The following is a 13,371-nucleotide window of genomic DNA, read 5'->3' as shown; positions in this document are numbered from 1 at the left end:
TGCCATGCGGCAAGGGCCCCATTCACGTCCGCGTCAGCTGACCGCGTCCGGTTCCAGCGCCTGCAGGAGTCCATTCGCTGTCATCGCACCGCTCCAGATGCGCAGCCGGTCCAGGCTGCCAGGGAGATAGTGGTCCATGGTGCCGCCGTCGGAACCGCGCCCCACAGCCAGTTCTCCCGTCCCCTGTGCCTGGGACGTGAGCCCGGCATGGGGGTTTTCGGCCTGCTGGACGACTCCGATGTAGAGCTTGAGCCTGCCGGACGCATCCGGCTCACCCGGCGTGGTCGCAGCCGCGTCGTACACACCTGAGACATCGATCGGGGTGTCGAACTCAGACGGTTCCATGCTGGAGTCCGCCTGAACCACAACCCGCTCGGTCACCTTGCCCGCCGCGTCCACCACGGTCCGCTCGAAGGTCCACACGGTGACATCCTCACCGTCGCCATCAGGATCGATCCTGCTCAGCACCAGCGCCCAGGACGACTCGTCCGCAAGCTTCTGACCGGCCACGATCGCGCGGTACCCGGACGGCTTGGCCGCCCACTTGGCACTGTCGACCCGGACGCGGGCCGAAACCGTGAACGAGCCGGTCTCGTCCACCGCCGGACCGGGAGCCGCGGCGTAGCCCTCAACTCCATCGAGGACCAGCTGACTCCGCCCGGACTCGTCCGTATGCAGCTGCGCCCCCTCGGCCGACAAGGTCAGGCCGGGCTTGGCATAGCCGCTCGAATCCTTGATCTCACTGTCGGTGGAGAGCCGGGCGTTCCAGTCCGCCACGAGTGCGGTGGCGGGCCCCCCGTCAGCCATGAGTTCGGACACCTGCCGTAGGTCCACCGGCCTGAGCGCCCGCTGCCAGACCTGCGCCTCGTCGACATAGCCATGGAAGTACTGCCGGTAGGCGCCGGCGTCCTTGGTCCGGCCGATCTGAAGCCCCATCGAGGACGTCCAGGGTTCGTACGCCGGCGCCGCGGCGGACAGGTTCAACGGCTTGCCCTGAGGCCGGCCGTTGACGAAGAGCTGGACAGTGTCATTCGTCTTGTCCGTGTCGCGCTTGGTGTCGAACACTCCAGCCAGATGCGTCCACACGCGAGCCGGAGGGTTTGCCGCATCGCCGTACGAGACGACATCCGCCGTGCCGATCTCGTCCTTGGCGCCGCGGCTGAAGGCCCACTTCTTCTGCTTGGCGGAGTAGTAGAGGGCGAACGCCGCGTCCCGCTTTCCCGGTGCCGAGAGCACAACCTGATCCGACTTCGTACCGGCGAGATACGCCCAGGCCGAGACAGTGAACGAGTCCTTGGTGTCGACCACCGGTCCGCTTGTGGCCCCGTACGCCTTCCGCTTGGCCGGGTCGGCGCTGTTCAGGTCGAGCGAGAAGTCGTCGGCCCCGCGCCTGCCCAACTCCGACCAGCCCGCACCGCCCTTGAGCGTCGCATCGTGGCGCTCCGTTCCCTCGGTGGCGGTGTCCTTCGTGGTGTGCACTCCCGGGTCCGTCGGGCTGTCGGCGAACTGCCAGTGCCCCACTGCGCCCAACGCAGGCTTCACGCGGAAAGTGAAGTACGCGGGGGCGCTCCATCGTTCGCCGTAGTCCCCGGCCTGTACTTCCAGAGTCTGCATGCCGTCATCGGGCGGCACCACGGCCTGCGAGGCCTCGGCCCCATCGACAACCGTGGCTCCCTGCTGTCCCTGCAGCCTCAAGCGGTAGGCCGTGACATCCGTCTTGCCCGTCGCCGGATCGATGTCCGCCTCATTCGGCCGGAACGTGAACATCCCGGCCAGCCCCGGCTCGCCCCGCCCCACGCAGTCGTTCGCGGTGCACTCCGTATACGGCCCGTCGCTCGTGATCCGCGGCGCCAGCGGCACCGGATCGTCCGCCCCGAAAGCCACCCCCGCCATCAGCGTTGTACCTACCAGCGCGCCCCATGCGCGAGCGCCTCTCCGTCTGTGTAAAGACACGACTGATCCCCCTCCGAGGGCCTCCCCAGGCCCTTCCACGTGCGCACATTAGACACACGACGCCACCGCGATCGATCAAATATCAGGAGCCTGCCCCTCCGCAGACCACCCCAGACCGGTATGAATCCAGCTAGAAGCCCCGCGGCGATTGCGCGACCCACGCCCAGGTCCGTCCCCGTCACCCCGACCACAGGTAACACTTTGACTGCCTAAAAAGCCCTGACCATTGACGCCCGCCCGACATGCGGCTTACCTTCCTCCCAACCGAATAGGAAACTTTCCTAACAGTCCAGCAAAGGACCAAGTGGGAAAACAGGCAGCCGAAGGGCAGGTGCATCCGTCGTGGCCGGAACCACTCCCGGTACACCGCGCGTACTGCGCGCCATGAACGACCGGGCCGCGCTCGATCTGCTGCTGGAGCACGGGCCGCTGTCACGCACCAAGATAGGGAAGCTGACCGGTCTGTCCAAGCCCACCGCTTCCCAGCTGCTCGCCCGGCTCGAAGCCGCGGGGCTCGTCGTCGCCACCGGGACCACCGAGGGGCGGCCCGGGCCCAACGCCCAGTTGTACGCCGTCAACGCTCGCGCCGCCTTCGCCGCCGGGCTCGATGTCACGCCGCATCGGATCCGCGCCGCCGTCGCCGACATCACCGGAGCCACCGTCGGCGAGTTCGAGCTGCCGACCCCGGGCCGGCGCGCCGAGAGTGTCGTGCGGCAGGTCACCGAGGCGCTCGACGGGGCGGTGAAGGCCGCCGGGGTCACCCGCTCCGATGTGCACCGGCTCGTCATCGGTACGCCCGGTGCGTTCGACCCGTCCACCGGGCGGCTGCGGTACGCGTCGCATCTGCCCGGCTGGCACTCCCCCACTCTCCTCGACGAGCTGGCCGCCGTGCTGCCGATGCCCGTCGAGTACGAGAACGACGTCAACCTGGTCGCCGTCGCCGAGCAGCGTCTCGGCGCCGCGCACGGCCATGAGAACTTCGTGCTGCTGTGGAACGAGGAGGGCCTCGGCGCCGCGGTCGTCATCGGCGGCCGGCTGCACCGCGGTTTCACCGGCGGCGCCGGTGAAGTCGGCTTCCTGCCGGTGCCCGGCACCCCGCTCGTGCGCCAGGTGACCAAGGCGAACAGCGGCGGCTTCCAGGAGCTCGCCGGCGCCCAGGCGCTGCCCCGGCTGGCGCGCGAGCTCGGCATCGGCGGCATCGCCCACGGGCCGCACGCCGAAGTCGCCACCGAGCTCGTCGCCCGGGCCGCCGAGGCGGACTCGGGGGCGTACCGCAAGCTGCTCGACGCGTACGCGACCGGGCTTGCCACCGGTCTCGCCTCCATGGTCGCCGTACTCGACCCCGAACTCGTCGTCCTGTCCGGCGAAGTGATCGCCGCCGGCGGGGAGCCGCTGCGCGAGCGCGTACTCGCGGAGCTCACCGAACTGGCCGCACCACGGCCCCGTCTCGTACTCGGTTCCGTACGGGAACACCCTGTCCTGCGAGGGGCGCTCGAGAGCGCCCTGGCCACCACGCGGGACGAAGTCTTCGACACCTCCCGCTGAACACCTCCCGCTGAACATCTCCCACTGAACACCTCTCGCTGAAAGCACCTCCCGCCACCTTCCTCTTGAGCCCTCGACCCGTCACAGGGAGACACCGTCATGTCCACACGCACCCGGAAGACGGCAGCCGCACTCGCCGCGACCGCCGCCATATCCCTGTTCGCCTCGGCTTGTACGGGCTCGAGCGACTCCGCGGCCGACGACGACCCCAACGCCAAGACCACCATCACCTTCTGGCACGGCTGGAGCGCCCCCAGCGAGGTCAAGGCGATCCAGGACAACGTCACCCGCTTCGAGAAGGAACACAGCAACATCAAGGTCAAGATCGTCGGCAATATGACCGACGACAAGATCAACCAGGCGCTGCGGGCGGGCGGTTCGAACGCCCCGGACGTCGTGAGCTCCTTCACCACCGACAGCGTGGGGAAGTTCTGCACCTCCGGCGCCTTCGTCGACCTCAAGCCCTTCCTCGAGAAGTCGAAGATCGACCCGGCCAAGGTCTTCCACAAGCCGCTGCTCGACTACACGCAGTTCGACGGCAACCAGTGCTCGCTGCCGCTGCTCAATGACGCGTACGGCCTCTACTACAACAAGGACGCCTTCAAGGCGGCCGGGATCACCGCCCCGCCGAAGACCTGGAGCGAGTTCGAGAAGGTCGCCGAGAAGCTGACCAAGCCCAAGGGCGACTCGTACGAACAGCTCGGCTTCATGCCGAACTACCACGGCTACGAGACCACCCCCATGCACTACGTCTCGCAGTGGGGCCCCACCTACTTCGGCGCCGACGGCAAGTCCAACATCGTCAAGGATCCAGCCTTCTCGCAGATGCTGACCTTCCAGAAGGGCCTGGTCGACAAGCTCGGCGGCTTCACCAAGCTGGAGAAGTACCGCAACACCTTCGGTGACGAGTGGGGCGCCAAGCACCCCTTCCACACCGGTCAGGTCGCCATGCAACTGGACGGCGAGTGGCGGCTCGGCATGGCCAAGGAGGCGAAGGTGAAGTTCGAGATCGGCACCGCGCCACTGCCCGTCGCCGACGACCAGGTGGCCGACTACGGCAAGGGCTACCTCTCCGGCACGATCATGGGCATCGCCTCTACCAGCAAGAAGCAGAACGCCGCGTGGGAGCTGGTGAAGTACATGACCACCGACACCGACGCGGTGGTGGCCTTCGCCAACGGCATCCACAACGTGCCCTCCACGATCGACGCGCTCACGTCGCCGAAGCTGAAGATCGACCCGGCCTTCAAGACCTTCATCGACATCGCGCAGCACCCGAAGTCCAATACCACGCCGGCCAACGTGGACGGCGGCGCGTACCAGGTGACCTTCCAGGACTTCGGCTACCAGTACGAGTCCGGGAAGGCGAAGGACCTGCAGGCCGGTCTGGAGAAGACGGCCAAGCAGATCGACACCGACATCGCGAAGCAGAAGTAGCCGAGAAGACAGAAGACAGACAGTGACTACGCACACGCTGCGGTCGAAGCGCCGGCAGTCCGGCCTTGTTGCGAAGCACAGAAAACAGGCACTGCGAACCGCGGCCTTCATGTCGCCCTGGCTGATCGGCTTCAGCGTCTTCTTCGCGTACCCGCTGATCTCGACCGTGTACTTCTCCTTCATGAAGTACGACGGCTTCCGGCCCCCCGTCTTCAACGGCCTGGACAACTGGACGTACGTCTTCAGCGAGTACCCGATGTTCTGGCCCGCCCTGCGCAACACGCTCTGGCTGGTGCTGGTGATGGTCAGCTGCCGGGTCGTCTTCGGCCTCGGCATCGGACTGCTCATCACCAAGATCAGGACGGGCGCTGGGGTCTTCCGGACCCTGTTCTATCTGCCCTATCTCGCCCCGCCGGTCGCGGCGACACTCGCCTTCGTCTTCCTGCTCAACCCCGGTACCGGACCGGTCAATTCGGTCCTCGACTCGATCGGGCTGCCCACCCCCGGCTGGTTCACCGACCCCAGCTGGTCCAAGCCGGCCCTCACCGCGCTCGCGCTCTGGGGCATCGGCGATCTGATGGTGATCTTCATGGCGGCACTGCTCGACGTACCGAAGGAGCAGTACGAGGCGGCGGAGCTGGACGGGGCCACGGCCTGGCAGCGCTTCCGCTTCGTCACCCTGCCGAACATCTCCCCGATCGTGATGTTCGCCGTGGTCACCGGAGTGATCCAGACGATGCAGTACTACACACAGCCGTTGGTGGCCGGAAAGGTCGCCTCCGGCATCATCGGCGGCAGCGGACAGCAGTTCGAGCCCGGTTACCCCGAGAAGTCGACGCTCACGCTCCCGCAGCTGGTCTACAACGTCGGCTTCCAGCGCTTCGACTACGGGGCCGCGGCGGTCGTCGCCCTCGTCCTGTTCGTGCTCTCGATGGTCTTCACCGCGTTCCTGATGCGGCGGCGCGGCGGCCTCGTACAGGTGGGTGACTGAGCCATGGCGCAGATTCTCGACAAGCCCGCTCCCGCGGTCGTGAGCGTCGCCGGTGCCGAGCGCACCGCGCGCCGCAAGGCGACGCTGCACTGGATCGCCGTGCACTCGCTGGGTATCGCGGCCGCGCTCTTCTTCGTGCTGCCGTTCGTCTTCGCCGTCCTCACCTCGCTGATGAGCGACCAGCAGGCGCTCACCCGCGATCTCGTCCCCGACACCTGGCAGTGGGACAACTACCGCCGGGTGCTGGACACTCCGGGCTTTCTGACGTGGTGGAAGAACACGCTGCTGTACGCCGGTCTCGGCACAGTCCTCACCGTGGTGTCCTCGATCCCTGTGGCGTACGCGCTCGCCAAGTTCCGCTTCCGCGGGCAGCGCCTCGCCCTGATGCTCGTCATCTCGATGATGATGCTGCCGCCCCAGGTGGTCATCATCCCGATGTATCTGTTCTGGGCGAAGCAGCTGGACCTGGCCGGCACGCTGTGGCCGCTGATCATCCCGATGGCGTTCGGCGACGCGTTCTCGATCTTCCTGCTGCGGCAGTTCCTGCTCACCATCCCCAACGAGTATCTGGACGCCGCGAAGGTCGACGGCTGCAGTGAGTTCCGCACGCTGCTCAGGGTGGTGCTGCCGATGGCCAAGCCGGGCATCGCCGCCGTAGCGCTGTTTCAGTTCTTCTACGCCTGGAACGACTACTTCGGCCCGCAGATCTATGCCTCGGAGAACCCGGCGGCCTGGACCCTCTCGTACGGCCTGGAGTCGTTCAAGGGCGCGCACCACACCGACTGGAATCTGACCATGGCCGCAACCGTGCTGGTCATGGCCCCCGTGATCCTCGTCTTCTTCTTCGCCCAGAAGGCATTCGTCGAGGGCGTCACACTGACCGGAGTGAAGGGCTAAGAGTGACCATGAAGCTCGCAGTCGTGGGTGGCGGATCCACCTATACCCCAGAGTTGATCGACGGCTTCGCCCGGCTGAGGGACACTCTCCCCATCAGTGAACTCGTGCTCATCGACCCCGCGGCCGACCGTCTGGAGCTCGTCGGCGGGCTGGCCCGGCGGATCTTCGCCAAGCAGGGCCACGACGGGAAGATCGTCACCACCTCCGATGTGGACGCGGGCGTCGCGGACGCCGACGCGGTGCTGCTGCAACTGCGCGTGGGCGGGCAGGCCGCCCGCAACCAGGACGAGACCTGGCCGCTGGAGTGCGGCTGTGTCGGCCAGGAGACAACGGGCGCGGGCGGTCTCGCCAAGGCGCTGCGCACCGTCCCGGTCGTGCTCGACATCGCCGAGCGGGTGCGGCGCAGCAACCCTGACGCCTGGATCATCGACTTCACCAACCCGGTGGGCATCGTCACCAGGTCGCTGCTGCAGGCCGGGCACAAGGCCGTCGGGCTGTGCAATGTCGCCATCGGCTTCCAGCGCAAATTCGCGAAGTTCCTCGACGTCGCCCCGGCCGACGTGCACTTGAACCATGTGGGTCTCAACCACCTGACATGGGAGACGGGTGTGCGGCTCGGCGGCCCCGAGGGCGCGGACGTGCTGCCGAAGCTGCTGGCGGGGCACGGTGACGCGATCGCGGACGACCTGCGGCTGCCGCGCGAGGTGCTGGACCGGCTCGGCGTGGTGCCCTCGTACTATCTGCGCTACTTCTACGCGCACGACGAGGTCGTACGAGAGCTGAGGACGAAGCCCTCGCGGGCCGCCGAGGTCGCGGAGATGGAGAAGCAGCTGCTCGAGATGTACGGCGACCCGGCGCTCGATACGAAGCCGGAGCTGCTTGCCAAGCGCGGCGGCGCCTACTACTCGGAGGCGGCCGTGGATCTGGCGGCCTCGCTCCTCGGCGGGGGCGGCAGCCCGTACCAGGTGGTCAACACCGTCAACAACGGCACCCTGCCCTTCCTCGCCGACGACGCCGTCATCGAGGTACAGGCCGCGGTCGGCTCGCACGGCCCGACTCCGCTGCCCGTGGCGGAGCTCGACCCGCTGTATGCCGGGCTGATCGCGCAGGTCACGGCGTACGAGGACCTGGCGCTGGAGGCCGCACTGCGCGGCGGGCGCGACCGCGTGTTCAAGGCGCTGCTGTCGCATCCGCTCGTCGGCCAGTACGAGTACGCAGACGCGCTCACCGTCAAGCTGATCGCGCACAACCGGGAGCACCTCACGTGGGCGTGAACGCATCGGTCCTCGCCATCGACGCGGGCAACAGCAAGACCGACGTGGCCGTCATCGGCACCGACGGCTCTGTGGTCGTGTCGTCCCGCGGGCCCGGCTTCCAGCCGCCGAAGGTCGGCGTCGAGGCGGCGCTCGACGTGCTCGGCTCGACGGTCGGCGAGGCGCTGGCGAAGGCGCGTGCCGAGGGTGAGGCCATCGACAGTGTCGAGCATGTGTCGGCCTGTCTTGCCAACGCCGATCTGCCGGCGGAGGAACGGGAGTTGACGGCCGCTCTGCACGCGCGCGAGTGGGGCCGTACGACCGAGGTACGCAACGACACCTTCGCGATACTGCGCGCCGGGGTCGACGAGCCGCGAGGCGTGGCCGTGGTGTGCGGGGCCGGCATCAACTGCGTGGGGATGCTGCCGGACGGCCGTACCGCCCGCTTCCCCGCGATCGGGAAGATCTCCGGGGACTGGGGAGGCGGTTCGGGGCTGGCCGAGGAGGCGATGTGGTTCGCGGCGCGGGCGGAGGACGGGCGCGGTGAGCCGACGGCGCTGGCGCGCACGCTGCCCGCGCACTTCGGCCTGGACTCCATGTACGCCCTGATCGAGGCGCTGCACCTCGGGCACATCGCGTCGGCGCGCAAGCATGAGTTGACTCCGGTCCTCTTCGCGACCAGTGCGCAGGGCGATCCGATCGCCCGCTCGCTGGTGCACCGGCTTGCGGAGGAGGTCGTCGCGATGTCCACGGTGGCGCTGGCGAGGCTCGATCTGCTCGATGAAGAGGCGCCGGTGCTGCTGGGCGGCAGCGTGCTCGCGGCCCGGCACCCGGAGCTTGACGAGCACATCGGCAAGCTGCTGGCGGCCAAGGCGCCGAAGGCGGTCATCGAGGTGGTGACGGCGCCGCCGGTACTGGGTGCGGCACTGCTCGGGCTCGATCATGTCGGGGCATCGGCGGAGGCGCGCGCCAGGCTGCGCGCGCACTACGCCTAGACGTCACGTTCGTTGGGATGCGTCGCCCAGGTTCCCGGCATCAGGATCGGGAGCATGGGCGACTTTGCGTGAACGATTCGATGCGGACGGGTTCGTGAGGCTCGCCCGCGCTGCTCCCGGCTGCCTCGGCGTAGTCGCTTTCGGCGCTGTGTGGCGTGGGCTCGCCAATACCTGGGCAGCGTCCCTGCGACGGGAACCGATCTACGCAGAGAAGCGTATTCATGGTGGGGAGTTCGGACTGGCGGGATCCTGAATCGAAGCGATAGGAACAAGATCCAGTCAATCATGCTGTGATTGTCGGTCACTGCGGCCATACTGCTGGCCGGGGGCATCCCCAACCCGCCGCCGGGGGGGCGGGCCGACGTCAGGGACCGAGGGGGAGGTCACGTGACATACCCACCGAGTGTGCGCAGCGAGCCTCAGTCGGCTCCGACGCATGCGCCCGCACAGCCGCCGGGCCGGCCGCCCGCACACCGCGGCGTCTGGGCCGAGGGCAAGGAGCGGCTGCGGACGGCGGCGACGACCGAGCCCGGGCGGCTGCAGATCATCGGGGCTGTCCTGGCAGCGCTGGTGATTGCGTTCGGCGCGGTGACCGCTTTCGAGATCGCCGACCGGGCGTCCGCTGCCGACGATGTGGTGAGCCGCAGCCAGCCGCTGAGCGCGGACGCCGCGTCCGTCTACCGCTCCCTGGCCGACGCGGACACGGCGGCCTCCAGCGGTTTCCTGGCCGGCGCCGAGAAGGAGCCCGCGGCCCGCGAGCGGTATCAGAAGGACATCGCCCTCGCGTCCAAGCTGCTGGTCAAGGCCGCGACGAACACGGACAGTGCGAGCGAGTCCGGACGGCAGATCGCCACTCTCAATGAGCAGCTCCCCCGCTATACGGGCCTGGTCGAGACGGCCCGTGCCTACAACCGCCAGGGCCTGCCGCTCGGCGGCGCCTATCTGCGGTATGCGAACGAGCAGATGACCAAGCAGCTGCTGCCCGCCGCCCAGAAGCTGTACGACGCCGAGACGGCCAGGCTCGACGAGGACGACGACCACGCCCGCTTCTGGCCCCTGTTCTCGCTCGCGGTCGGCGCGGTCGCACTGGCCGCCCTTGTCTGGGCGCAGCGTCGCAACTACCAGCGTACGAACAGGGTGTTCAACCACGGCCTGCTCGCCGCCACTGCCGCCGCCACCGTCGTCCTGCTGTGGCTGGCCGTCGGACACACGGTGGCCCGCGCCGAGCTGAACGACGCAAAGGCACACGGCCAGAAGTCCCTGAAGGTCCTCAACGACGCGCGGATCAACTCTTTGAAGGCACGCGCCAATGAGAACCTCACGCTGGTGGCGCGGGGTGCGGTGCTCACCGAGGACGGCAAGAGCGACAAGTACGAGACGGACTACAGCACGGGCATGGACAAGCTCGGCACGCAGCTGAGCGAGGCACAGAAGCTCGCCGACGACACGCAAGGCCGCGATCCCGTCGAGCAGGCGGTCGCGAGCGTGTCCGAGTGGAAGGTCCGGCACAAGAGCGCCAGCGCGACCGACAAGGCCGGCGACTACGTCGGCGCGCTGGACAAGGTCATCGGCCCCAAGGCATCGACCGGTCAGTCCTTCGACCAGGTCGACGAGGCGCTGGCGAAGGCGCTCGGGCATGAGCAGCGCGAGTTCACCCGTGCCGCCGAGGATGGGCGCGGCGCGCTGACGGGGCTGCCGATCGGCGCAGCCGCACTGGCGGTGCTGGGTGGAGCGGGCGCAGTGATCGGCATCAACCGCAGGCTTTCGGAGTACCGGTGAGAGGGGGAGAGATGACGAGCACGAGGACCAGGTTCCGCGGCTGGGGCGGCGTCGCAGGGATGGCCGCGGCCTGTGCGCTGACCGCTGCCGTCACGCTGCTGCCGCTGTCCCGCAGCGGCGCGGACGCCCCCGGCTCCGACTCGGTCGGCCAGGGCGCGGTCGGCACCACGCCTGCCAAGGCGGACAGCTGCACGGAACCGGAGCGCTCCCTGCCGTCATCGGCAGCCGGCGGGCCGAACATCGACGCGATCGTGCAGCGCGGCAAGCTGATCGTCGGCGTCGACCAGAACAGCTACCGCTGGGGCTACCGCAATCCGGCCACCGGTGGTCTTGAGGGCTTCGACATCGATCTCGCCCATGCCATCGCCAAGGACATCCTCGGCAAGCCCGATGCCATCATCTTCCGCGCGATCCCGACCAACCAGCGCATCCCCGCACTGAACAACGGCACGGTGGACATCGTCGTCCGCACGATGACGATCAACTGCGCCCGGATCAAGCAGGTCGCGTTCTCCACGGCGTACTTCCAGTCGGGCCAGCAGGTCCTCGCCCCCAAGGGCTCGTCCATCACCGGGTACGACAAGTCCCTCGCCGGGAAGAGGGTCTGCACGGCAGAGGGCTCGACCGCCTATGAAGAGCTGGAGAAGAAGTCCTTCGGCGCCACGTTCAAGGACGAGCACGACGGGCAGCCGGGGGACGAGGACGTGCTCACCGTGTCCAACCAGCTGGACTGTCTGGTGCGGCTCCAGCTCGGCCTCGCCGACGCGGTCGTGACGGACAACGCCCTCGGGGCGGGCCAGGCGGCCCAGGACCCGGCGGTCGAGCTCAAGGGCGGCAAGCCCTTCACCACGGAGTTCTACGGTGTGGCCACCAAGCTCGGCAAGGACGACCTGGTGCGCCGGGTGAACAACGTGCTCGACACCTATCGCAAGGGCCCATGGACCGAGGCGTACAACAAATGGCTGGCCGCCGATCTGCCCGGGATAGCCGGGCCGCCCGCGCCGAAGTACCGGAGTTGAACAAGCCGCACGGCTGAACAAGCCGTACAGCTGCACAGGCCGCACGGCTGAACAAGCCGTACAGCTGCACAGGCCGCACGGCTGCACAGGCCGCACGGCTGAACAATTGTCCTGCAGGGAAGAGCGGAGAGGTGATCGATGGGCGCGGCGGGATCCTCCCCCAGCTTCGCGGGGGGACCCCCGGGGCCGGTAATGGACCGGGACGAGGTGGACCGTGCGATGGCGCGGCTCGGCGCGGAGCACGAGGCGATTGAGACGTCGCTCCTCGCCCTCCAGGACCATGCGGGCCGCAGGCTCCTCGAAGGCGCCGAGCTCACGGGCGTCACCAAGGACCGCTGGGCCTCCACCGAGCAGGCGATCAGCCTGCTGTGGGGGTACTTCGACGCGTACAGCGCCGCCCTGGAAGACACCCGTGAGCTGCGCGCCGGGCGGCGCTGGCCCAGCCGGGACGACCTGGTGGAGCTGACCGACCGGCTGCGCGGCCGCAGCGTCACGGTCGCAAGCTCCGCCGCCCACCCCTCGCCCTCGATCAACGGACCCGCCAAGCTGTCCGAGCAGTTCACGCTCGAAGAGCTCGTCGCCCGGATGAACGAGCTGTATGCGAGCTCGCTGGACATGGTGGTCACGGCCGATTCGGTGTGGTCCGCGCTGCCCGCCCGGATAGATCTGCTCTCGGCCGAGCTGCAGCGCACCCGCTCGCTCGCGCACTCCGTCGGCGTACGGCCCGGGGAGCACCCGTCCGGCGACGAACTGGAGTCGATCACCCATGAGCTGTCCACGCTGCGCGCGCAGGTGATCTCCGACCCGCTCGCCTTCTGGCGGTCCGCGCCCGGCAGTTCGGCGCCGGGCGGCGGCCGCCCCGACACCGACCGTTACGACCGTGCGGCGCGCGCTCTCGAGGACATCCGCCGGGAGATCGAGGCCGTCCTGCGGGTCCGGCAGGACTCCGAGGAGCGGCTGATCCGGCTGCGTGACGTGCTCTCGCGCGCCGACCGGACGCTGACCGAGGCGCGCTCCGCGCGCGGCGAGGTGCTGGCGAAGATCGCGGCCTCCGAGGTGCCCGCGGTCAGCGGTCCGCCGACCGCACTGCAGGAACGACTCGCTACCGCCGCCGAATACCGCAGGCACTCCCAGTGGAACCGGCTCTCGCCGCTTCTGGAGTCCCTGGAGCGCGAGGCCGAAGACGAACTGATGCGCGCCCGCGAGTCGTTGACGGCGGTCACCGCTCCCCTCGCGGTCCGCGCTGAGCTGCGCGGCCGGCTGGACGCGTACAAGGCGAAGGTGGCCCGGCACGGTCTTGCGGAGGATCCGCTGCTGATCGAGCGGTACGACGCGGCCCGGCGGATGCTGTGGAGCGCGCCGTGCGATCTGCGCGTCGCCGAACAGGCGGTGTTGCGCTATCAGCAGGCAGCCGCGGAAGCACTGGGGCCGAGGCAGCCGGGACCGAGCGGGCCCAATGACCGCAGGGGGGATTCGTGAGCGAGAACAAGCAGTGCCAGCGC

General features: G+C 68.6%; 10 protein-coding genes. 9 read left to right on the top strand and 1 reads right to left on the bottom strand.

The features are described from left to right. Positions 1–33: 33 nt before the first annotated feature. A complete protein-coding gene (locus OG729_RS25825) occupies positions 34–1,893 on the bottom strand; it encodes a LamG domain-containing protein (RefSeq protein ID WP_405808258.1) in 1,860 nt (619 codons plus the stop codon). 402 nt (positions 1,894–2,295) lie between these two features. On the opposite strand from OG729_RS25825, the gene OG729_RS25820 reads away from it, so the two are divergent. The 9 genes from OG729_RS25820 (at position 2,296) to OG729_RS25780 (ending at position 13,348) form a co-directional block, all read left to right on the top strand. Further along, on the top strand, positions 2,296–3,498 hold the full coding sequence (locus OG729_RS25820; protein ID WP_360876031.1) for an ROK family transcriptional regulator: 1,203 nt from the start codon (positions 2,296–2,298) through the stop codon (positions 3,496–3,498). A gap of 99 nt (positions 3,499–3,597) precedes the next feature. Then, complete coding sequence (locus OG729_RS25815) at positions 3,598–4,935, top strand: ABC transporter substrate-binding protein (RefSeq protein ID WP_405808257.1); 1,338 nt, start codon at positions 3,598–3,600, stop codon at positions 4,933–4,935. A gap of 22 nt (positions 4,936–4,957) precedes the next feature. Continuing rightward, positions 4,958–5,926: a sugar ABC transporter permease gene (locus OG729_RS25810; RefSeq protein ID WP_360876027.1), complete on the top strand. Its 969-nt coding sequence runs from the start codon at positions 4,958–4,960 to the stop codon at positions 5,924–5,926. Positions 5,927–5,929: 3 nt separating this feature from the next. Continuing rightward, positions 5,930–6,823, top strand: a complete 894-nt coding sequence (locus tag OG729_RS25805) for a carbohydrate ABC transporter permease (RefSeq protein ID WP_405808256.1) — start codon at positions 5,930–5,932, stop codon at positions 6,821–6,823. Between the two features lie 8 nt (positions 6,824–6,831). Beyond that, complete coding sequence (locus OG729_RS25800; RefSeq protein WP_405808255.1) at positions 6,832–8,097, top strand: 6-phospho-beta-glucosidase; 1,266 nt, start codon at positions 6,832–6,834, stop codon at positions 8,095–8,097. Continuing rightward, the gene (locus OG729_RS25795; protein WP_405808254.1) at positions 8,088–9,071 is read left to right on the top strand and encodes an N-acetylglucosamine kinase; all 984 of its coding nucleotides are present in this window, start codon (positions 8,088–8,090) and stop codon (positions 9,069–9,071) included. Before OG729_RS25800 ends, OG729_RS25795 begins: the two co-directional genes overlap by 10 nt. 387 nt (positions 9,072–9,458) lie before the next feature. Beyond that, complete coding sequence (locus OG729_RS25790) at positions 9,459–10,850, top strand: hypothetical protein (RefSeq protein ID WP_405808253.1); 1,392 nt, start codon at positions 9,459–9,461, stop codon at positions 10,848–10,850. 11 nt (positions 10,851–10,861) lie between these two features. Further along, positions 10,862–11,869, top strand: coding sequence for a glutamate ABC transporter substrate-binding protein (locus OG729_RS25785; RefSeq protein ID WP_360876017.1), 1,008 nt, complete (start codon positions 10,862–10,864; stop codon positions 11,867–11,869). Positions 11,870–12,007: 138 nt separating this feature from the next. After that, positions 12,008–13,348, top strand: a complete 1,341-nt coding sequence (locus OG729_RS25780; RefSeq protein ID WP_405808252.1) for a hypothetical protein — start codon at positions 12,008–12,010, stop codon at positions 13,346–13,348. Positions 13,349–13,371: the final 23 nt, after the last annotated feature.

It is taken from the genome of Streptomyces sp. NBC_00210 (genome assembly GCF_045160975.1).
GTDB lineage: Bacteria > Actinomycetota > Actinomycetes > Streptomycetales > Streptomycetaceae > Streptomyces.
The sequence above is the reverse complement of the archived record's forward strand: the minus strand, read 5'-3'. Positions and strand labels throughout refer to the sequence as shown.

Coding starts and splice junctions, on each gene's coding strand:
- OG729_RS25785 (WP_360876017.1), top strand. CDS start 10,862: ATGACGAGCACGAGGACCAGGTTCCGCGGCTGGGGCGGCGTCGCAGGG.
- OG729_RS25815 (WP_405808257.1), top strand. CDS start 3,598: ATGTCCACACGCACCCGGAAGACGGCAGCCGCACTCGCCGCGACCGCC.
- OG729_RS25825 (WP_405808258.1), bottom strand. CDS start 1,893: ATGGCGGGGGTGGCTTTCGGGGCGGACGATCCGGTGCCGCTGGCGCCG.
- OG729_RS25805 (WP_405808256.1), top strand. CDS start 5,930: ATGGCGCAGATTCTCGACAAGCCCGCTCCCGCGGTCGTGAGCGTCGCC.
- OG729_RS25800 (WP_405808255.1), top strand. CDS start 6,832: ATGAAGCTCGCAGTCGTGGGTGGCGGATCCACCTATACCCCAGAGTTG.
- OG729_RS25780 (WP_405808252.1), top strand. CDS start 12,008: ATGGGCGCGGCGGGATCCTCCCCCAGCTTCGCGGGGGGACCCCCGGGG.